This window comes from Kribbella sp. NPDC051587, assembly GCF_044453945.1.
Classification (GTDB): Bacteria; Actinomycetota; Actinomycetes; order Propionibacteriales; family Kribbellaceae; genus Kribbella.
Window position 1 is genome coordinate 498,968 of the sequence record NZ_JBITDE010000001.1, and the last position, 18,848, is coordinate 517,815.

The following is an 18,848-nucleotide window of genomic DNA, read 5'->3' on the forward strand; positions in this document are numbered from 1 at the left end:
TTGCGTTCATAGCTGCGGAAAGCTCATACAGCCCGATCTGTGCAATGATATGGGAGTTAACGCACCGATGTTGCAATGACTTGAAGGTGAACCAATGCCCGGTGGCCGGCTGTCCCATCAGGAGCGGCGCGCGATCGCGGCCGGCCTGAACGAAGGACTCGGGTACGCCGAGATCGCCCGACAGCTCGACCGGCCGACCTCGACGATCAGCCGCGAGGTCGCACGCAACGGCGGCGGACGCGGCTATCGCGCCGACCACGCGCACTACGCCACCTCGTCGCGGGCTCGGCGCGCACGGCCGCAGACCGCGCAACGGCCGAGCGACACCGACCAGTACACCGAACAGTTCGCCGCGATCATGGTCGAGGGCGGACTCCCCCGGATGGCTGCACGGGTATTGGCCCGGCTCTACACCGCCGACAGCCGCAGCCTGACCGCGGCCGAGCTCGTCACCGCGCTGCAGGTCAGTCCCGCCTCGATCTCGAAGGCGATCGGCTACCTCGAACAGGTCGGCATGCTGCACCGCGAACCCGATCCGCGCCGCCGGTTGCAGCACTACGTGATGGCCGAGGACGTCTGGCAGCAGGCCTGGAAGATCAGCTCACGAACCAACCTGAACTGGGCCGAGACCGCGGCCGAAGGCGCCGAGCTGTTCGGTCCCGACAGCCCGGCCGGTCGCCGGCTGGCACAGATGGCCGACTTCTTCGGACAGCTCGCCGACGACATGAGCGGCGGGCCTGGGTTCGAGGTCATCGACGATGCGTTGACGATGCTCGCGACGTACCGCGAGGCCGGTCGAGTGATCGAGGACGAGCGGGCGGCCGCCGTACTGGGCTGGTCGGTTGACCGGGTGAAGACCGCGCTGGAGCTCGGTTCGACTACTCGGCTGAGCCCCGAGCAACGAGCAGACCTCGCAGCAGGCGGGGAGTGATCGTGCCGTCGGCCAGGCCGAGTTCGACGAGGTCGTCGAAGACCGTCTGATCGGCGGCGGCTGCGCGGATGCCGCGGGTGAGGACGTGCGGCGAGTTGGTCAGGTACGCCGTCAGTGCGGTGTGGCGGAGATGGCGACCGAGGAGTTTCCGGACGCTCCGGTTGTAGCGGCCGCTGGCATCAGATTCGTTGCTCCGCAGGGATTCCGCGACCGCTCGACCGGCGAGCAGACCGGTGGCGATCGCGTAATAGATGCCTTCGCCGGTCATCGGGTTGATCAAGCCAGCGGCGTCCCCGGCGAGCAGCACCGGCCCCTTGGGCGGTCGCCACGACCAACCGGTGAGTGGGAGGTGATGGCCTTGCCATGCGTTGCCACCATCGGTCGCGCCGGGCAGCAACTGGTCCAGCTGCGCGAGGAGGTCGGCGCGCGTTGGATGCGGACGGCCGTCGGTGAGGCGTTCGCCGTACCCGACGTTCGACCAGCCGTCACCGCGATCGAAGGACCACGCGTACGACGGTTGCCGGCCGGCGCCGTACGCGATCACCTGACTCGCAGACCGGGCCGGCGGCGTGGGCGCGTAGCCGCGAATCGCGAGGGCGACCGGACCAGGCGGTGCCCCGAGCTCCCGCCGTACGACGGAGTGCGCGCCATCGGCGCCGACCACGAACCGGCCATCCAGCTCATCCAGTCGGCGCACGCGTCGCCGTACAAGCTGTGCACCCGCGGTTCGGGCGGCCACCACGAGGCGGTGATCGAAGACTGCGCGCGGGACCACCCAGTTGGGTCGAGCCATGTCGCGTTCGACGCCGACAGTCCCGTTGGTCAGGACGAAGCGCCGTACCGGGGTCCAGTCGTCGACGAGGCCGGTGACGCCGACCGCGGCGAGCAGGTCGAAGACGTGCGGGGCGATGCCGTCACCGCAGGTCTTGTCGCGGGGAAAATCGTGCCGGTCGAGCAGCGCGACCGACAGGCTCGGGTCGACGGCGAGTGCGCCGAGAGCCGTCGCGGCTCCGGCCGGTCCGGCGCCGACGATCACCAGGTCCCACACAACGCCTAGTGTCGCATTGGTCTACTGGCTCTTCGAGGCTGTTCGAACAGGTTCTCGCGGTGACGGCCGACGGCGACGATCAATGGCATGAGAATCCGCCTCCTCGCGACCGCCGTACTGCTGCTCGGGGCAGCTCTGGTCGCTCCCACCACCGCGCAGGCCACCGACCTGCAGATCGAGAGCGTCGCGAACGGCCCGGTCTCGCGGCAGGAGATGCTGCTGCGTACGGCGTCGTGGATCCGCGACAAGGTTCCGTACAGCCAGGACAACAACAGCCCGCATGTGAACGAGTTCGGCAGCTACCGCCGCGACTGCTCGGGCTACCTGTCGATGGCCTGGCACCTGAGCAGCTCCCTCAGTACGGCGACGCTGCCGACGGTCATGCATCAGATCACGTACGACGATCTGCAGCCGGGCGACGCGTTGTGGCGGCGATCGGGCGGCGTGAACCACGCGGCGATGTTCGTCCGCTGGTTCGACACCGCGCGGACGCGGCCGATCGTGCGGGAGGAGTACGAGACCGGCCGGATCGCCGAAGAGCGGACGTGGACGAACAGCTATCTGAAGACGTTCACGCCGTACCGGTACAACAAGGTGGTGGGTGCGACCGCGAGCCCGGTGTCGTCGATCGGTCAGGACGTGACCGGCCGGCTGATGCGGTTCGAGGCGACGGCGGACGGCGCGGTCCAGTTGTCCGAGCAGACCGGTCCGGCGTCGACCAGTTGGCAGACCGGCACGATCGATCCGCCCGGTGGCGTGGTTCCCGGCGTACCGATCGCTACCTCGGCCGACTCGATCGGGCGGGCGTACTACTTCGCGCGCACACCGGACAACAAGCTGCGCACCGGCTGGGAGACGAACCCGGGTGCAGGACCGTGGCTGTCGGCAACGATCGAGCCGACCACCGACCTCGATGGTGTCGAGACCGTTCAGCCGGTGGGACGCCCGGCCGCAGTGATCGATGCCCGCGGCAAGTTGACGTACTTCGTCCGGACCAGCGACGGCCGCCTGTTGCACGGTTGGCAGGACCAGCCCGGCAGCTCGGTCTGGCACGCGACCATCATCCGCGACGAAGCCGGCCAGGCCGTGCAGCTTGATGGTGATCCGGTCGTCTCGCAGGATGTGCTCGGCCGGATCGCGTTCCTGGCCCGCACCTCCGACGGCAAGCTGCGCTACGGCCGCCAGGCCGCGCCGGGTACCGGTCCGTGGGTGATCAGCACGCTCGCGGCGACCGGCATCGTCGGCAATCCGTCGGTCGGGCTCGATGTGTCGGGCAAGCTCGTCTACTTCGCTCGCGGGACCGACGGCAAGCTCCAGCACGGCTGGCAGGCGACCCCGGGTGCGGACACCTGGCAGTCGACCGTCGTACCGCCGACCACGGACACCGACGGCGTCGAGACCGTGCAACTCGCCGGCGATCCGGTGATCAGCATGGACAACAGCGGCAAGCTCACGTACTTCGTCCGGACCACCGACAACCGCATCCTGCACGGCTGGCAGAACGTGCCCGGCTCGGACCCGTGGCACGCCACGATCATCCGTGACGCCACCACCAACCAGGCCGCCCCGGCCACCGTCGACCCGGTTCTCAACACCGACTCGGCCGGCAAACTCGTCGTACTGCTGCCGACGACCTGGCTCTACCAGCACGCCCCCGGCACCGGCCCTTGGCACTTAGGGGCAATCACCGGGTAGCGCCTGAACTACCCCCATGTGGGTCCTTGAGCCACTGCAGACGCAGGGAGGTCAGCTCTAGCGTCTGCAGTGACTTCAAGGAGGGGACGATGAAACTACTGCTGGCTTTGGCACTTGTGTGCGCATCGACCAGTACGGCGGTTGTCGCGCAGGCGGCACCGGTTCTTGACTGGCACCAGTGCACGTTGAACGCCGACGACGAGGAAGGCAAGGCGCTCGACGCGGCCGGAGCCCAATGTGCCGAGCTGAAGGTACCGCTGGACTACTCACGGCCGACCGGTCCGAAGATCACGCTGGCGATGTCGCGGATCAAGGCGACCGAGAACCGCATCGGCGCGCTGGTGCTGAACAACGGCGGTCCCGGCGGCACGGGCCTGAGCGCCGCACTCGACCGGCCGGAGGCGATGCAGACCGTCGGCAAGCGCTTCGACCTGATCGGGCTGGACCCACGGTTCGTCGGCCGCAGTACGCCGATCGACTGCAAGCTGCCGTTCGCCGGCTGGCCGTGGGCGAGCGGGAGCACGCAGGCGTCGTACGCGCGGGATGTCGCGATCCAGGCCGACATCGCGAAGCGCTGTACGGCGGAGGCCGGGTCGGTGCTGCAGTACGTCAACACGCGGAACACCGCCCGGGACCTGGACCAGGTGCGAAGCGCGCTCGGCGAGCAGAAGGTCTCCTATCTCGGCTATTCCTATGGCAGCCATCTCGGGGCGGTCTATCTCCAGATGTTCCAGGGGCGGACCGATCGGGTCGTGTTGGACGGTCCGGTGAACCCCGCGACCTACAGTCCGCGGCTGCTCCAACCGACCGGGCCGGTCAACGAGGACAACCTGCGGGCCTGGGCGACCTGGGCGGCCGCGCGGAACTCGACGTACCAGCTCGGAGCGACGACCCGACAGGTGCTGGCCTCGATCGACCGCGTCTACCGGCACGTGCGGACGACCGACCTGGAGATCGGTGGGCACAAGGTCGGCGAAGGCCTGGTGCCGATGCTGCTCTTCGTTTCGATGAACGACGACCGGGATCCTGCCCGCGCCGATGCGGCCGTCCTCGTGCAGACCTTGGTGAAGGCGATCGACGGCCCGGTGGAGCCGCGGGCCGACGTGGGCGAACTCCTCGATCTGATCCTCTCCCCCGCGATGTCGCAGACCATCAGCGCCCAGACCGCGATCGTCTGTGGCGACGCGACGGCGCCGCGCGATCCGCAGGTCTACTGGCGCGACATCCAGGCGCATCGGTCTCGTGAACCCCACTACGCGCCGATCACCCGCACGATCTCGCCGTGCGCGTTCTGGCCGGTCAAGCCGCAGGAGGCACCGACCCGGATCGCCAATGCGGAGCACGCGCTGATCGTTGGCGGCGAGTACGACCCTCGGACGCTGCACGAGAATGCCGCCGTACTGAAGAAGAGCATCAGTGGCTCACGGACGTTGACCGTCGCGGGCGCCCGCAAGCACGGCATCTTCGGTGAGTACGGCAACGTGTGCGCCGACCAGAAGGTCGTGTCCTATCTGTTCAGTGGCGAACTGCCGGCGACTGACCAGGTCTGCTAGTAGCCCGGTCGTCGTCCGGGCTTGTTCGGACGGCGAGACGTCGTACGGCGGGGGCGAGCCGCATGGCCCCCGCTTGCCGGGGCGGACGGGATGACCGGCCGGGCTTCGTCGAGGTCGACCACCTTGGGTGGCGGCGGAACGAAGAGCGGCACGGTCCGCTCCGTCGGGGCGGGTGGCGGCGGAGGGGGCGGCGGCGGGGCTGGTGCTCGCGCGGCCGACTCCTTACTGACCCGCGGGACGCTTGCCACCGCGACCGCAGCCACCGGCGGCCGAACCGTCCGGCGGGGCAGTTTGGTGCGCAGCTCGATTCCGAGTACGTCGATCAGTCGGCTCCAGGCGGCGACCATCACCGCGACCGCGAAGATCGTCAGACCCGCGAACAGAATCGCCTGCAGGCCGGAGCCCCAGTTCGAGGGGCCGGTGCGCGTCATCGCGGCGAGCATCGCCACCACGACCGCATTGGTGACGCCGACAGCAACGGCCACCCCGACTGTCCTGAGCAGCACCCGCCGCTCCAGACCGACATCGTCGGCCGCGGCCACCAGGCCGGCGATCAACCCGGCCAGAACCGGCACCGTATAGACAAGCGCCAGCGTGAGACCCGGGCTCGCCACCAGATAGAAGACGTCGAAGACCAGCGCGGTCCCGCTGAGCGCGGCCGCGAAGCAGACCACCATCGGCGGGTACGCCCGCACGATGGCAGCCGCGTCCGCGGGCACCGTCCTGATCATCCCGAACGCCAAACCACCGGCTCCATCCGCTTGTTCTCCCCCATTGTGCCGTCCGCACCACTCGCCGTACTCAACGAGCCCAGGCGAGTCGCGTCATGGCCCTCCCGGCTGACGGGAGGTTGCTGGGGGCAAGGGGTCAGGCAGCGACCGGCATCGGGGCGAGTCTGGCGCGGAGGTCGTCGAGAGTTTTGCGCAGCACGCGGGAGATCTGCATCTGGCTGACGCCGATGTCCTTGCCGATCTCGGACTGGGTCCAGCCCTCGATGAAGCGCAGGTGCAGGATCCGGCGTTCGCGGTCGTTGAGATCCGACAGCACCGGCTGCAGCATCTCGACCGTCTCGAGCTGGTCGATGCTGTTGTCCTCGGCGTCGGCGACCACATCGGCCAGCGTCAGGTCGGCGTCGGTCTCGGCCGGACGGTCGAGCGACAGCACGTTGAAGCAGCCCTTCGCGGCCATCGCCTGCTCGACCTCGGTCACCTCGACGTCGAGGTGCTCGGCCAGCTCGGCGGGAGTGGGCTCGCGGTTGAGCGCCTGCTCCAGCTCCGGCAGCTTGCCGGCGATCGTGCCCTGCATCTCCTGCAGGCGGCGCGGGATCCGGACGGTCCAGGCGCAGTCGCGAAAGTACCGCTTCACCTCGCCCCGGATGGTCGGGATGGCGAAGCCGATGAACGGCGTCTCCGCCTCGAGCCGGTAGTGGTGAGCGGCCTTCACCAGGCCCAGGTAGGCGACCTGCTCGAGGTCGTCCGCCTCCGCACCGCGGCCGCGGAACCGGCGGGCGATCCCGCGCGCCATCTCCAGATTGAGCTCGACGACCTCTTCGAGCAGTTCCTGCCGCTCGGTCTCGTCGGTGCTGGCGGCCCGGCGTTCCATCAGGACCCGGGTGGTCGCTTCACGCGCGGCGCGATCGGCCGCGGTAGAACACTGAACAGTGGTGGAGCTCTTCATTTGGATGACCTCGCGACTGTCGTCACGGCGTAGCTCTTAGCTGAACCACGGTCATGCCTGCCTGCTGCCCGTACCCACCAGGCCGGATCGCATGCGCCGACCCGCGAAACACCCCGGTCTGCTCACCGTGTGCGAGCGAAAGAGCCCTTCCAACGGTCGTTTGAGCCTCTTGACATGACTGCGGGTAATGGAGCAGACACAGAGCCTCCAAACATGTACGATGCAAATGCAAGCCCAAATGCACGTGCATATGCCAAGGACGTACGGAAGGTGCAGCTGATGACTGCTATCTACAACGGCATGCCCGGCGACTCCATGACAGAGCTGGTGTGGAAGAAGAGCCAGCGGAGCAGCCCCCAGGGCAACTGCGTAGAGGTGGCAAAGCTGCCGGGCGGCGGCGTGGCGATGCGGAACTCGCGTCACACCGACGGACCGGCACTGGTATTCACCAAAGCGGAGATCGAGGCTTTCCTGGGCGGCGCCCAGGACGGGGAGTTCGACTACCTCGTCTGACTCGAGCAGTCTCCTGAAAAGGACCAGGGCCCCTTCGCCAGGCGAGTGACGAAGGGGCCCTTTTTCATGCCCTCAGCTGGTCGTGCGGACAGCTCCGCGGGACCCGGACAACGTCGAAGGCCGGCCCTCGGAGGGAGGGCCGGCCTTCGGTGTTGCCGGAAACGTCGTCTGTACTACTACTGCACGGTGAGCGGCCAGAGCTGTTCGCTGCTCGGCAGCTCGGAGGCCTTGCCGGTGGCCGCGTTGTCCACGGTGATCCGCAGGCCGGTGAACTTCGGCGTCATCACGCGCTGGTACCGGGAGGCACGGTCAGGTTCGGCCAGGTACTCCGCGATCAGGTGATCTCCCAGCCAGATCCTTACCATCTTCCGTCCTCCTCGGTCTGCGTTCATGGGGCCAGGCTCACGATGGGGTCGCCGTCGAGCTGACGGACTCCGCGCAGCCATCCTTCGAAGGCCCAGCGCTGCTGCTCGGGGCAGCGCGCCACCAGCTCCTGGATCTCCCGCTCAGTCAGCTCGTCGGGCGCGCGCCCGCCTGCATAGGCGGTGTGCTCGGCTACCTCACTGTCGTCGTCAATCATCGACTCGGGTTCCCCAACCAGTCATGCCGGCGCACTCGTCACCAGCGATCTGTAGGACCGGCCTGCCAGCTCTCGCGCCGTAACAGTTTGCGAGATCCAGCTCACCTTCTGTGCATGAAGTAATCATGGCGTCGGCACGCTGCGAATGCAAGCGCCCGATGCACGTGCATCCGCACGTTTTCCAATTTGAGATAACAATCGACCGTTTTACGCCTGGATCAGCCCTCCGAAGCCCGGCCGAACGCCGTTCGACGGCCTGTCGGTACGCCGACTTTGTCCTGACAAGGAAGGCGATGAGTAGGGTGTCCGGGACGGGCTGGATCACCGAACGTCACGACCGATGGCGATTCGCGTGGCTTATGTAAGAACTTCGGCAGATTCAGGCTCGGGCATGCGATGATGTCTGCCTGCGAGCCCGGTTCCGGCCGGAGTCGCAGTGAGGACGCTGAGGACAACGCTGATAACACAGCACTGGGGGCCGGAGGTGAGTGTGACCGAGTCGGGCGCGCAAAGCGGGCCGACAGCACTCCGCATCATCCTCGGAGCGCACCTGCGCCGGATGCGTGAGGCCGCCGGAATCAGCCGGTCGGATGCCGGTTGGGAGATCCGCTCGTCGGAGTCGAAGGTCAGCCGGATGGAGCTCGGCCGGGTCGGCTTCAAGGAGCGTGACGTCCGCGACCTCCTGACTCTCTACGGCCTCGACGACGGCGAGGAGCGCGAGCGGCTGCTCGCGCTGGCCCGCGAGGCGAACAACCCCGGCTGGTGGCACCGCTTCGGCGACGTGCTGCCGAGCTGGTTCCACTCTTATCTGGGACTGGAGTCGGCCGCCGCGCTGATTCGTTCCTACGAGCTGCAGTTCGTGCCCGGTCTGCTGCAGACCACGGACTACGCCCGCGCGGTCGTCCAGCTGGGCCGCGGCCTGGTCACGGCCGAAGAGGTCGAGCGCCGGGTCAACCTGCGGATCAGCCGCCAGGAGGTGCTGACCCGGGCGACGCCGGTCCGGCTCTGGGCGGTGGTCGACGAAGCAGTGCTGCGCCGGCCGATCGGTGGCCAGAAGACCATGATGATGCAGCTCGACCATCTGATCGAGATGAGCGCGCTGCCGAACGTGACGCTGCAGGTGATGGGCTTCAACGACGGCGGCCACGCGGCCACCGGCGGTGCTTACAGCATCCTGCGCTTCCCGGAGCCGGATCTCGCCGACGTCGTCTACATCGAGCACCTGACCAGCGCGCTGTACCTGGACAAGCAGGAAGACCTCGATCAGTACACGGCCACGATGGAGGCGCTCTGCGTCGCCGCTCCCCCGCCGAACAAGACCCGCGACATCCTCACCAGGATCCGCCGCGACTTCGACGAATGACACCGTGCCGACCGAACTTCTGACGCCTGATCCGGGGCCCCGGTCCCGGCGTCGTCATCGGTAGGCGAACTGTCAGTCCCAGGCTTCGGTCACGGGCGTCATCATCATGGGTCGAGCCTAGGAACGGCGCCGCCCGCGGACCATCCGAATCTGGACGGCCGAACAGGACCTCGAAACGCGAGGTTGTGGATAACTAGCGGGCGACCAGCCCGGCGATCATCGCGACCGTGTCCCGCGGGCCGAGCGCCATCGCCCGCAGCGTGTCGAAGACGATCCCGTAGCGCTCGACCTCGGATTCCTTCTCGAGGAAGAGGTTCCCGGCCCAGCGCTCCTCGCAGATGAGATCGGGCGCGGTGTTGCCGAAGCCGAGCCGGATGAACGACCCGATCATCCCCGGATGCGCGCCCTTGTCGAACGGGATGACCTGCAGGTTGATGTTGGGCCGTTCGCTCAGCTCCAGCAGCCGGCGCAGCTGCGCACGCATCACCGCCCGGCCGCCGACCTCGCGGCGCAGGGCCGCCTCGTCCATCACCGCCCAGAACTGCACCGGCTCCTCCCGTCCCGGCGCCGGCCGGGTCAGGATGGCCTGCCGCTCGGCCCGGACCCGGACCAGCTCCTCGATCCGTTCCTCCGGGATCGGCACCACGTCCAGCAGGCTGGCCCGCGCGTACTCGGGCGTCTGCAGCAGACCAGGGATGAGCAAGGCCTCGAAGTTGTGCAGAGTGCTGGCCTCGGCCTCGAAGCTCATGTAGGTGGCGTAGCCCGGGGAGATCTCGTCTGCGTAGACGCGGTACGGCCCGAGCCAGCCAGGGCTCTTCGCGTCCCTGGCCAGCTCGATCAGCTCGGTACGGCGCTTGGGCGGCACGCCGTACAGGTCGAAGAGGGTCTCGAGGGTGCCGCTCTGTGGTTTCGCCCGGCCCTTCTCGAGCCGCCACAGCGTCCCTTGGTTGACGCCGGTCTGCTCCTCGACCTGCTCCCGCGTCAGCTGGGCCTCGGCGCGCAGCGAGCTCAGTTCGGCGGCGAGGCGGCGGAGACGCACGGTGGGCGGGCCGGGCGGGGTCGGCATCCCCTCAGTCTACGAGCGCGGCGTTCAGCTGTTGTCGGTCAGCCAGGTGATGAGGGGCTGGGTGGACTTCCAGTCCGCACGGATGGCCTCGGCGAGCTCCGGCGTATGGATGATCGGTTCGAAGCCGTAGGACTTGGTGACCGTCAGGGATTTGTGCCGCAGCAGCTCGATCCGCGGGTGGTCGGCGTCGTACCCGCGCGGGCTGGTCTTGAGCCGGTCGCCACCGACAGTCCAACCGGCTGCGGTGAGGTCGGCCAGCAGTCCTTCCAACTGCTTGCCCCGACGGTCTTCGTCGATGGCCGTGCGCACCCGGCCCAGCCGCTCCGCGTTGGCCTCGTAGAAACCGGCCGCCACACGCACCCCGGGTGCCGAGACCTCGACGTACCAGCCGGTGGCCGGAGCCACGTCGATGAAGGCACCCTGATGCGTCTTGTACGGCGTCTTGTCCTTCGCGAAGCGGACATCGCGATACGGCCGGAAGAGCTTGGCCTTGCCGAACTCGGCCTCCAGCTCGGCCAGCAACGCGGCCATCGGCGTCCGGACCGACTCCTCGTAGGCGTGCTTGTGCGCCGTCCAGTACGTCTTGGTGTTGTCCATCTCGAGGTCGTCGTAGAAGTCCAGCGCAGCCGCCGGGAAACCGGTGAATCCCATACCGGCAACCCTAGTCGTGCCGACCTACAGTTCAGATCCAGCCGGCCTGCTCGGCCTTGCGGATCGCCTCGATCCGCGACCGCGCCTGGGTCTTGGTGAGGATGCGGGACAGGTAGTTGCGCACGGTCCCCGCACTCAGGCACAGCTTGCGGGCCACCTCCTGCGCGGTCGCGCCGGTGGTCACCAGCTTCAGCACCTCACACTCGCGATCGGTCAGCGGATTGTCGCGCACCCTGATCGCGGCCAGCATCAGCTGCGGATCCAGCACGGCCTGGCCGCGGGCGATCTGCCGGATCGCGCCGATCAGCTCACCAGGCGACGAGTCGGTCCCGATGAACCCCACCCGCGGCGCCTGCCGGACCAGCCGCAGACTCGCGGCCCCCGACAATTCCCGGTCGGACAACACCAGTACGCCGGCCGCAGAGCGCCGTACCAGCACGTCGATCCCGACGGCCCCCGGCAGGTGGGCGTCCAGCACCAGTACGTCGGGCCGCTCCCGCGCCGACGCGGACAACACGTCGTCCGCGTGGTCCAGAACGGCCACGACATCCAGATCGTCTTCGGTAGCGAACACCGTGGCCAATGCCCCCCGCAGCAATGCCCCCCGGTGTCCGAGCAGCACTCGGATCACGGCTCCGCCCCCCAGCTTTGGCCCCCCAGCCAGGACCTACTTTAGGAAAGACTCATGAAAAACGCACGGACGTCCCCGACGAAAACGGCCGCTTGTTCCATGGCCGCAAAGTGGCCGCCGTGCGGGTGACTCGTCCAGCGGACGATGTTGTCGGTGCGCGCCACCTTGTGCCGCAACGGGATGAAGTTCTCGTGCGCGAGATCGAGCAAGGCGGTCGGAGTGGTCGACGTCTGATCCCCGTACGACGCGTGCGCGCGCTCGTAGTAGACCCGGGCCGCCGACCCTGCGGTTCGGGTCAGCCAGTAGAGCATCACGTTCGTCAGCAGGTGATCGAGATCGAGTTCGCTCGCCGGATCACTCCACGCCACGAACTTCTCCACGATCCACGCCAACTGCCCGACCGGTGAGTCCGTCAACGCGTAGGCCAGTGTCTGCGGCCGGGTCGACTGCAGATCGGCGTACCCCTGCTCGTCCTTCGACCAGGCCTCGAACCGTCGCCACGACGCCCAGGTCCGATCACGCTCGGCCTGATCAAGCGGAGCCAACTCCTCCGGCGTCGGCTCCGCGGTCGCGCCGCCTCCGGGGATGAGGTTGAGGTGGACGCCGATCACTCGCTCCGGGTGGATGCGCCCGAGTTCCCGCGAGATCGCGGCACCCCAGTCACCACCCTGTACGCCGTACCGGTCGTAGCCGAGCTCGGCCATCAGGACCGCCCAGGCACGCGCGATCCGCTGGTACTCCCAACCGCGGTCGCGGGTCGGGCCGGACAACCCGAAGCCGGGGATGCTCGGGATGACCAGGTGGAAGGACTCCAGCAGCGGGCCGGCGACCTCGGTGAACTCGACGATCGAACCCGGCCAGCCGTGCGTGAGGATCAGCGGGATCGCGTCCGGAGCCTCCGAACGGAGATGCGCGAAATGCACGCGGGCGCCGTCGATCGTGGTGGTGAACTGTGGCCACTCGTTCAGCCGCGCCTCGGCCGCCCGCCAGTCGTAGCCGTCGCGCCAGTACGCGACCAAGTCCTGAAGATAGCCGAGCGGTACGCCGTACTCCCAGCCGACCTCGGGGAGTTCGTCCGGCCACCGGACCAGTCCAGTCGCGCGCGAAGGTCATTGAGGTCAGCATCCGGGACAGCCAGCCGGAAGGGTTCGATAGTCATCGGACCCAGCCTCTCAAGCGTCGACGCGACCTGCGAACTTCTTTACGGCGATGGCCGCGATCAGCAGCGCCGCGCCGACCGCGATCACCACGGTGACCAGCGTGCCGGCGCTGCTCAGCGCGCTGTCGCAGGTCATCGGCGTGATGCCGGCCGCGGTCCGGAAGGCCGAGCCGCAGTAGGCGCCGCTGGACGAGACCGAGCGGAACCCGAGCGCGATCCCACCCAGCAGGACCACCACCCCGGCGACACCGAGCACCCTGTTCAGCAGCGTCACGACGGCCACCCCGGTGCATGAGGGCATGCCGACAGCACACCACGCGAGCCCCGTTGCACGGATCTTCACCCCAAATCTCGACGGACCACCCGCCTCCGAACTTACGGTCCGGACCAGATGTTCCCCAGCCGAGGAGGCCGTCAGCTGTAATTCTTCACAGAGTCCTTACTCAGAACATGACAGATTGTGACCGTCGACACGGTCATGGACCGTCGTCAGAGCCGCTCGGTGAGATGGACAGTGATCTCGTCACCTGGGCTTTTCGCCAGAACCGTGCGGAGTTCCGCCTTCACCGGGAGTTTGTGCGTTCCGTCACCGAGAGCCATGAACGAGCTCTCGAACGGATGCCCGTCCATCGTCCCGCGCACCTTGACCAGGCCGCGGGTTCCGAAGTACTCCGCCGATCCCGGCAGCTGAACGTAGGTCCAGCCACCCTTGGCCGGGCTCTTCAGCAGCGGTGCGGTGAAGGTCTTGTCCAGCTTCTGTGCGCTCACGGTGAGCTCCTTTCTTCACCCCTAGGTAGAGACTGGCAGACCGTTTTCGACATCTACCCTGGAGAACGTGGAAATCTCGGTGCGACCAGGCGGCCCAGACGACGTCCAAGCGGTCCTCGCGCTGCTGGACGGCGCAACCGAGTGGCTGGTGGCACAGGGGCGCACCGATCAATGGGGTACCGATCCGCACTCGACCAGCCCGCGACGGATCGCCCAGATCTCCGGCTTCGCGGCGACCGACGGCTCGCTCTGGATCGCCGAGTACGACGGCCGCCCGGTCGGCGCGCTGGCCGTCGGCGACGCGCATCCGCCGGTCCCCGCGGCCGAGGAGCCCGAGGTGTACGTGCGGCTGCTCGTCACGGACCGCAGGTCGACCGGGCAAGGCATCGGCGGCGTACTGCTCGATCACGCGCGCGACCTGGCCCAGCGGGCCGGCGTACAGGTCGTGCGGGTGGACTGCTTCGGCGGGAACGACGGGGCGCTGATCCGGTACTACGAATCGCAGGGGTTCACCCGCGATGTGGCCTTCAGTGTGCAGCGGGAGAATGCCCCGGACTGGCCAGGTCAGGTCCTCGTCCAACGTCTGTGATCGAGCGGTGCACGGTGCCGTGCGCGTCCGAACAATGCGCGTCGATCTCGTCGCCGCGGGCGTGGTCGACCTGCAGTGTCGAGTGCGTCAGCCCGTGTCGCTCGGCCAGCAGGGACTCGATCCGGACCCGGATCTGGTGACAGTCGAGACCTTCGGCGACCAGGATGTGCGCCGAGGCGGCCGGCTCGCCGGAGGTGATCTCCCAGACGTGCAGGTCGTGTACCTCGACCACGCCGTCGATCGCGCACAGTTCGGTGCCGAGCGCCTGCGGGTCGATCGCGGCCGGAGCGGCCTCGAGGAAGATCCGGCCCGAGTCGCGCACCAGGGCGATACCGCCCTTGAGCATCAGTGCGGCCACGATCAGCGCGGCGATCGCGTCGGCCCGGGCGAACCCGGTCAGCAGTACGACGAGGCCGGCGATCGCCGTCGCGATGAACGCGAACAGGTCGTTGAGGATGTGCTGGAACGCGCCCTCGACGTTCAGGCTGGAGCGGTTCGCCTTACTGATCAGCCAGGTCGCGAGCAGGTTCACGACGATGCCGACGACACCGGTGATCAGGACCAGCACGCCCTTGACCTCGGGCGGGTTGATCATCCGATGCACGGCCTCGTAGACGAAGTACACCGCGAGCAGCAGCAGGGTGATCCCGTTCGCCTGGGCGGACAGGATCTCGACCCGCTTGAAGCCGTAGGTGAACCCACCGGCCGGCGGCTTCGCGGAGAGCCGGATCGCGACCAGCGCGAGCACGATCGCGATCGCGTCGGTCAGCATGTGCGCCGCGTCGGTGATCAGCGCCAGCGAACCGGCCGCGAACCCGACCACGACCTCGGCCAGCATGAACCCGACGATCAGCGCCAGCGCGCCGCTCAGCAGCTTCCGGTCGGCATCCCCGGTCACCGCATGGCCGTGACCGTGTCCGTGCCCCGCGTCTTTGGATTCAACACCAGTAGCCATCGCTCAGCGCTCCGGGTGGATCGCGTCGGTGTGCTCGGTATGCGCGACCGCTAGGTCGACCAGCATCCGCACATGCGCGTCGTCCAGGCGGTAGAACGCGTTCCGCCCATCCCGCCGTACGGCGACGACGCGGTGCGCGCGCAGCAGCCGCAGGGCATGGGAGGTCGCCGACTCGCTGAGCCCGGTCACCGCGGCCAGGTCGCAGACGCACAGCTCACCGTCGAGCAATGCGACCAGCAGCTTCAACCGCCGGGGATCACCGAGCAGACTGAAGACGTCCGCGGTGTCGACGATGGCAGCCTCGGCCGGCATCCGGTCGTTGACGCTCGCGACCCGCTCGGGGTCGACGAGCCGGACCGCACACTCGTCCAGACCCTGCACATCTGCAGAACTGTTCATATGTTGAGGCTAACGCACCCAGCCGCCTCGACGCGACTCCCGTTGGAAATACACGGGGTGATGAATTCCTCGGTAAGCTACCTACTGACCGTCTCCACCGCCCCAGGAGCAGCCTCATGCGTCGTCTTGCCGGAATCCTGACCGCCTTCCTGCTCAGTCTGGGTGTGGTGACACCAGCCGCGGCCGACACGACCGCGACGTACCAGGTCTGGAGCTGGAACGTCGCCGGCTGGGCGATGAACAAGGCGCTGATCAACAACGGGATGGTCAGCGGCGCGGTCTCCTCGATCCAGGCTCGTGGCGCCCAGTTCGTGGCGCTGAACGAGATCTGCTGGCAGCAGTACAAGGAGATCCAGGGCAAGCTCGCGACGGCCGGCTGGCCGCAGGACACGACCAACTTCTCCCGGTTCGCGGAGCAGCGCGCGGACGTCTGCAACGGTGAGGCCTTCGGCGAGGCGATCTTCAGCAAGTTCCCACTCGGCACCGCGCAGAAGGTCCTCCTCCCCCAGGACGAGACCAAGGAGCAGCGCCAACTGCTCTGCGCGCCGCTGGTCGCGCGCCCCCAACTGCGCTTCTGTACGGCGCACATCACGCCGTACAGTACGAATGTCCAGCAACTGCAGAAGGTGCTGTCCGTGCTGGAGCAGCAGAACACCAACGGCGACACCACCTTGCTCGCCGGTGATCTCAACGCGCAACCGAGCTGGGGACGGCTCGACGACTGGTACGACGCCGATCTGCGGACCGACGTGAACATCCAGAACCGCGGCCAGTACCGTGAGCTCGACGACCTGGACCCGATCTGTCCCGGCTACGGCGAGAAGACCACCGAGAACAACACCGAGGGCTGTGCGGGTCAGGCGAAGAAGATCGACCTGATCTTCGTCCGCAAGAACCACCTCAAGAGCTCGTACTCCGAGGACTCGCTGGCCATCGCGCAGAACTGCACCGGCGGCAAGCCCTGCTCCGACCACCGCATCGTCGTCGGATCTGTCACCATCGACCGGTGATCTATCCCGATGTCACCGCCGGCGAACGCGACAGCCTCGAACAATTCCTCGACTTCCACCGGAACGGCGTACTGCGGACCCTCGACGAGGTGACCGATGCCGAAGCAACCGCGCAGGTGCTACCTGCCACCGGTCTGACCATCGGCGGCATCGTCAAGCACCTTGCCTCGGTGGAGGACCTCTGGTTCAACCACAAGCTCCTCGATGCGCCGAGTGCCGAACCGTGGCGCTCGGCGCCCTTCGACCAGGATCCCGATTGGGAGATCAACTCCGCGCGCGACAACATTGTGGCGGAGCTGCGCCGGCTGTACGTCGATGCATGCGCGGCCAGTCGGGCGATCACGGCGACGTTCGGAGCACTCGACGATCGGGCGAAGCGAGGTTCGTTCGGGGGCCAGAACGTGAGTCTGCGCTGGGTTTATCTGCACATGATCGAGGAGACGGCGCAGCATCGCGGACACATCGACCTGTTGATGGATGCGGTGCGTCAGGCGAGGCCGAGTCGGTAGGCGTAGGCGACCGCTTGGGCGCGGTCGCGGAGGTTGGCCTTGGCGAAGAGGTGGTTGATGTGGGTCTTCACCGTTGCCTCGCTGACGAACAGTTGCCGGGCGATCTCGGTATTGGAGAGGCCTTCGGCGATCAGGCGCAGGACGTCGAGCTCGCGCGGAGTCAGGCCGGTGTCGACCGGCTTCGGGGCGGTCGCGGCGCCTTCGATCAGGCGGCGCTGGACGTCGGCGTCGAGGATCGATTGACCGGCAGCGGCCGCCTCGATGGCGCGGCCGATCGACTCGGCGTCGGCGTCTTTGGTGAGGTAACCGCGCGCCCCGGCCCGCAGCGCGGACAGTACCGAGTCGTCATCGCTATACGTCGTCAGTACGACGACCTCGGTCCGCGGGTGCTCGGTGCGAACCTGGCGAGTGGCTTCGACGCCATCCACGTTCGGCATCCGCAGGTCGACCAGCAGGACGTCAGGGTTGTGCTCGGCAACCATTCGCACCGCCTCGGCACCGTCGGACGCGGCCGCGACCACGTCGATTCCGGGCAGCAGTTTCAGCAACGTCACCAGACCGTCGCGAACGACCGTCTGATCGTCGGCCACCACCACCCGCACACTCATCCCGGCACCTTCAGCTCGACTCGCCAACCCTGCGCGGTCGGCCCGGCCACCAGTGACCCACCCAGCAGCTCGGCCCGTTCCCGCATCCCGACCAGACCATAACCGCCCGGCTCCGCACGATCCGGTCGCCTCCCCGGTTGGTCCTCGACGCTCAGGCGGATCGTGTCGCCGTACTCGAGTGTCGCCAGCACCGGAGCACCGAGCGCGTGCTTGCGAGTGTTGGCCAGCGCCTCCTGGAGCGTCCGGTACAGCGCGTTCATCACGTCAGCCGGCAGCTCCCGCGTCGTACCGGAGGTTTCGAAGGTTGCGGTTGCACCGCTCTCCAGCCTGTACGCCGTCACGAGGTCGGCGAGCGCTCTTTCGTCCGGGACCGAGTCATCGCGCAATGCGGCGACCGCACGGCGTGCCTCGGCCAGTCCGTCGGCCGCGAGGCCTTGTGCACGCGTCACCTGCTCGATCGCCTCGGCCGATGCGCCGTCGCGAACGAGCATCAACCGCGCACCCTGCAGGTTGAGCGACAGGCCGGCCAGCGAATGCGCCAGTACGTCGTGCACGTCGCGGGCGATCCGCGCCCGCTCGGCCAACGCGGCGGCGCGGCCGTGTTCCTCGAGGGCGGTCTGTCTGCGAGCCAGCGAGACCTCGAGCTCCTCCATCTGGGTCTCGCGATTCCGCCGGTTGGTCGACGCCAGCACGAGAGCCGCCATACCGAAAATGACGCCGAACGCGACGCCGACCGAATGCGAGGCCAGATAGAACGGCACGGTCGCCCCGACAGTGGCTATACCGACCACTACCCACTCGACCGGGCCGGGCCGGTGGTAGCGGACAGCGACGCGCGCCACCCAGTACGGCAAGGCGATGAGCGCACTGCCCGGTAAGGCGAACCACAGCAGGGATCCGGCGAGCGCGAAGGCCAGCAGGGCGTAGACCGATCTTCCGATCGGTTCGCCGTCACGGAGGAGGACGAGCCAGCCGTTGCTGATGACAACGATCGCGGCGAGCGCCACGATCAGTGGGAACGGCAGCCGGTGGTCGCCGTGATCCGTGGCGACGGTGAACGCCACCAGCACGCTGGGCAGCGCCCGCAAGACCGCGCCGGGTCCGGCGGAGCGCCGTACCCGGTCCCGGAGCGTCAGTTCCACG

At 67.8% G+C, this 18,848-nt stretch carries 23 protein-coding genes; 8 read left to right on the forward strand and 15 right to left on the reverse strand.

The annotated features are described in order from the left end of the window. The first annotated feature begins 94 nt into the window (after positions 1–94). Complete coding sequence (locus tag ACIA49_RS02325; protein ID WP_396375277.1) at positions 95–931, forward strand: helix-turn-helix domain-containing protein; 837 nt, start codon at positions 95–97, stop codon at positions 929–931. Here the strand turns inward: ACIA49_RS02325 and ACIA49_RS02330 are convergent. Beyond that, positions 879–1,979: an NAD(P)/FAD-dependent oxidoreductase gene (locus ACIA49_RS02330; RefSeq protein ID WP_396375278.1), complete on the reverse strand. Its 1,101-nt coding sequence runs from the start codon at positions 1,977–1,979 to the stop codon at positions 879–881. The two genes, ACIA49_RS02325 and ACIA49_RS02330, sit on opposite strands and share 53 nt — an antisense overlap. 87 nt (positions 1,980–2,066) lie before the next feature. Between ACIA49_RS02330 and ACIA49_RS02335 the strand changes: the two genes are divergently transcribed. Together ACIA49_RS02335 and ACIA49_RS02340 are read left to right on the forward strand one after the other, a co-directional pair. Beyond that, the gene (locus tag ACIA49_RS02335) at positions 2,067–3,674 is read left to right on the forward strand and encodes a hypothetical protein (RefSeq protein WP_396375279.1); all 1,608 of its coding nucleotides are present in this window, start codon (positions 2,067–2,069) and stop codon (positions 3,672–3,674) included. Positions 3,675–3,763: 89 nt separating this feature from the next. Beyond that, a complete protein-coding gene (locus ACIA49_RS02340) occupies positions 3,764–5,227 on the forward strand; it encodes an alpha/beta fold hydrolase (protein ID WP_396375280.1) in 1,464 nt (487 codons plus the stop codon). Here the strand turns inward: ACIA49_RS02340 and ACIA49_RS02345 are convergent. Continuing rightward, the gene (locus ACIA49_RS02345) at positions 5,224–5,958 is read right to left on the reverse strand and encodes a hypothetical protein (protein WP_396375281.1); all 735 of its coding nucleotides are present in this window, start codon (positions 5,956–5,958) and stop codon (positions 5,224–5,226) included. The genes ACIA49_RS02340 and ACIA49_RS02345 overlap by 4 nt on opposite strands. Before the next feature lie 136 nt (positions 5,959–6,094). After that, complete coding sequence (locus tag ACIA49_RS02350) at positions 6,095–6,904, reverse strand: SigB/SigF/SigG family RNA polymerase sigma factor (RefSeq protein ID WP_396375282.1); 810 nt, start codon at positions 6,902–6,904, stop codon at positions 6,095–6,097. A gap of 279 nt (positions 6,905–7,183) precedes the next feature. Here ACIA49_RS02350 and ACIA49_RS02355 point away from each other — a divergent pair, with 279 nt between their 5' ends. Continuing rightward, positions 7,184–7,417 (forward strand): DUF397 domain-containing protein, encoded by a 234-nt coding sequence (locus ACIA49_RS02355; RefSeq protein ID WP_391543154.1) that lies wholly within the window; start codon positions 7,184–7,186, stop codon positions 7,415–7,417. A gap of 176 nt (positions 7,418–7,593) precedes the next feature. Here ACIA49_RS02355 and ACIA49_RS02360 read toward each other — a convergent pair whose 3' ends face one another. Both ACIA49_RS02360 and ACIA49_RS02365 read right to left on the reverse strand, forming a co-directional pair. After that, positions 7,594–7,782: a hypothetical protein gene (locus tag ACIA49_RS02360; RefSeq protein ID WP_132176115.1), complete on the reverse strand. Its 189-nt coding sequence runs from the start codon at positions 7,780–7,782 to the stop codon at positions 7,594–7,596. 23 nt (positions 7,783–7,805) lie between these two features. After that, a complete protein-coding gene (locus tag ACIA49_RS02365; RefSeq protein ID WP_132403887.1) occupies positions 7,806–7,997 on the reverse strand; it encodes a hypothetical protein in 192 nt (63 codons plus the stop codon). A gap of 490 nt (positions 7,998–8,487) precedes the next feature. On the opposite strand from ACIA49_RS02365, the gene ACIA49_RS02370 reads away from it, so the two are divergent. Next, positions 8,488–9,360, forward strand: coding sequence for a helix-turn-helix domain-containing protein (locus ACIA49_RS02370; RefSeq protein WP_396376026.1), 873 nt, complete (start codon positions 8,488–8,490; stop codon positions 9,358–9,360). Positions 9,361–9,553: 193 nt separating this feature from the next. Here the strand turns inward: ACIA49_RS02370 and ACIA49_RS02375 are convergent, their stop codons facing one another. From ACIA49_RS02375 to ACIA49_RS02400, 6 genes are all read right to left on the reverse strand, one after another. Continuing rightward, a complete protein-coding gene (locus tag ACIA49_RS02375) occupies positions 9,554–10,426 on the reverse strand; it encodes a helix-turn-helix domain-containing protein (RefSeq protein WP_396375283.1) in 873 nt (290 codons plus the stop codon). Positions 10,427–10,450: 24 nt separating this feature from the next. Continuing rightward, entirely contained in the window at positions 10,451–11,077 is a 627-nt protein-coding gene (locus tag ACIA49_RS02380) for a DUF2461 domain-containing protein (protein WP_396375284.1), read from the reverse strand. A gap of 31 nt (positions 11,078–11,108) precedes the next feature. Next, the gene (locus ACIA49_RS02385; RefSeq protein WP_396375285.1) at positions 11,109–11,651 is read right to left on the reverse strand and encodes a LuxR C-terminal-related transcriptional regulator; all 543 of its coding nucleotides are present in this window, start codon (positions 11,649–11,651) and stop codon (positions 11,109–11,111) included. Positions 11,652–11,749: 98 nt separating this feature from the next. Continuing rightward, positions 11,750–12,799 carry an epoxide hydrolase family protein gene (locus tag ACIA49_RS02390; RefSeq protein ID WP_396376027.1) on the reverse strand — a complete coding sequence of 350 codons (1,050 nt, stop codon included), beginning with the start codon at positions 12,797–12,799 and terminating at the stop codon, positions 11,750–11,752. 81 nt (positions 12,800–12,880) lie between these two features. Beyond that, entirely contained in the window at positions 12,881–13,141 is a 261-nt protein-coding gene (locus ACIA49_RS02395) for a hypothetical protein (RefSeq protein WP_396375286.1), read from the reverse strand. 215 nt (positions 13,142–13,356) lie between these two features. Beyond that, positions 13,357–13,635 carry a DUF1905 domain-containing protein gene (locus tag ACIA49_RS02400; RefSeq protein WP_396375287.1) on the reverse strand — a complete coding sequence of 93 codons (279 nt, stop codon included), beginning with the start codon at positions 13,633–13,635 and terminating at the stop codon, positions 13,357–13,359. A gap of 67 nt (positions 13,636–13,702) precedes the next feature. Between ACIA49_RS02400 and ACIA49_RS02405 the strand changes: the two genes are divergently transcribed. Further along, on the forward strand, positions 13,703–14,224 hold the full coding sequence (locus tag ACIA49_RS02405) for a GNAT family N-acetyltransferase (protein ID WP_396375288.1): 522 nt from the start codon (positions 13,703–13,705) through the stop codon (positions 14,222–14,224). On the opposite strand, the gene ACIA49_RS02410 is transcribed toward ACIA49_RS02405, so the two are convergent. Together ACIA49_RS02410 and ACIA49_RS02415 are read right to left on the reverse strand one after the other, a co-directional pair. Then, positions 14,163–15,179, reverse strand: coding sequence for a cation diffusion facilitator family transporter (locus tag ACIA49_RS02410; RefSeq protein WP_396375289.1), 1,017 nt, complete (start codon positions 15,177–15,179; stop codon positions 14,163–14,165). The genes ACIA49_RS02405 and ACIA49_RS02410 overlap by 62 nt on opposite strands. 3 nt (positions 15,180–15,182) lie before the next feature. After that, the gene (locus ACIA49_RS02415) at positions 15,183–15,578 is read right to left on the reverse strand and encodes an ArsR/SmtB family transcription factor (RefSeq protein ID WP_396375290.1); all 396 of its coding nucleotides are present in this window, start codon (positions 15,576–15,578) and stop codon (positions 15,183–15,185) included. A gap of 116 nt (positions 15,579–15,694) precedes the next feature. Between ACIA49_RS02415 and ACIA49_RS02420 the strand changes: the two genes are divergently transcribed. Both ACIA49_RS02420 and ACIA49_RS02425 read left to right on the forward strand, forming a co-directional pair. Next, positions 15,695–16,588, forward strand: a complete 894-nt coding sequence (locus ACIA49_RS02420) for an endonuclease/exonuclease/phosphatase family protein (RefSeq protein ID WP_396375291.1) — start codon at positions 15,695–15,697, stop codon at positions 16,586–16,588. After that, positions 16,585–17,097 carry a DinB family protein gene (locus tag ACIA49_RS02425; RefSeq protein WP_396375292.1) on the forward strand — a complete coding sequence of 171 codons (513 nt, stop codon included), beginning with the start codon at positions 16,585–16,587 and terminating at the stop codon, positions 17,095–17,097. Before ACIA49_RS02420 ends, ACIA49_RS02425 begins: the two co-directional genes overlap by 4 nt. Here ACIA49_RS02425 and ACIA49_RS02430 read toward each other — a convergent pair. After that, on the reverse strand, positions 17,076–17,705 hold the full coding sequence (locus ACIA49_RS02430) for a response regulator (RefSeq protein WP_396375293.1): 630 nt from the start codon (positions 17,703–17,705) through the stop codon (positions 17,076–17,078). The two genes, ACIA49_RS02425 and ACIA49_RS02430, sit on opposite strands and share 22 nt — an antisense overlap. Beyond that, a complete protein-coding gene (locus tag ACIA49_RS02435) occupies positions 17,702–18,847 on the reverse strand; it encodes a sensor histidine kinase (RefSeq protein ID WP_396375294.1) in 1,146 nt (381 codons plus the stop codon). The genes ACIA49_RS02430 and ACIA49_RS02435 overlap by 4 nt, the downstream gene beginning before the upstream one ends. Position 18,848 lies beyond the last annotated feature (1 nt).

Excerpts from the sequence above, each read along its gene's own strand:
- ACIA49_RS02325 (WP_396375277.1), top strand. The coding sequence starts at position 95 with ATGCCCGGTGGCCGGCTGTCCCATCAGGAGCGGCGCGCGATCGCGGCC.
- ACIA49_RS02335 (WP_396375279.1), top strand. The coding sequence starts at position 2,067 with ATGAGAATCCGCCTCCTCGCGACCGCCGTACTGCTGCTCGGGGCAGCT.
- ACIA49_RS02340 (WP_396375280.1), top strand. The coding sequence starts at position 3,764 with ATGAAACTACTGCTGGCTTTGGCACTTGTGTGCGCATCGACCAGTACG.
- ACIA49_RS02345 (WP_396375281.1), bottom strand. The coding sequence starts at position 5,958 with ATGATCAGGACGGTGCCCGCGGACGCGGCTGCCATCGTGCGGGCGTAC.
- ACIA49_RS02350 (WP_396375282.1), bottom strand. The coding sequence starts at position 6,904 with ATGAAGAGCTCCACCACTGTTCAGTGTTCTACCGCGGCCGATCGCGCC.
- ACIA49_RS02355 (WP_391543154.1), top strand. The coding sequence starts at position 7,184 with ATGACTGCTATCTACAACGGCATGCCCGGCGACTCCATGACAGAGCTG.
- ACIA49_RS02360 (WP_132176115.1), bottom strand. The coding sequence starts at position 7,782 with ATGGTAAGGATCTGGCTGGGAGATCACCTGATCGCGGAGTACCTGGCC.
- ACIA49_RS02365 (WP_132403887.1), bottom strand. The coding sequence starts at position 7,997 with ATGATTGACGACGACAGTGAGGTAGCCGAGCACACCGCCTATGCAGGC.
- ACIA49_RS02375 (WP_396375283.1), bottom strand. The coding sequence starts at position 10,426 with ATGCCGACCCCGCCCGGCCCGCCCACCGTGCGTCTCCGCCGCCTCGCC.
- ACIA49_RS02380 (WP_396375284.1), bottom strand. The coding sequence starts at position 11,077 with ATGGGATTCACCGGTTTCCCGGCGGCTGCGCTGGACTTCTACGACGAC.
- ACIA49_RS02410 (WP_396375289.1), bottom strand. The coding sequence starts at position 15,179 with ATGGCTACTGGTGTTGAATCCAAAGACGCGGGGCACGGACACGGTCAC.
- ACIA49_RS02415 (WP_396375290.1), bottom strand. The coding sequence starts at position 15,578 with ATGAACAGTTCTGCAGATGTGCAGGGTCTGGACGAGTGTGCGGTCCGG.
- ACIA49_RS02420 (WP_396375291.1), top strand. The coding sequence starts at position 15,695 with ATGCGTCGTCTTGCCGGAATCCTGACCGCCTTCCTGCTCAGTCTGGGT.
- ACIA49_RS02430 (WP_396375293.1), bottom strand. The coding sequence starts at position 17,705 with ATGAGTGTGCGGGTGGTGGTGGCCGACGATCAGACGGTCGTTCGCGAC.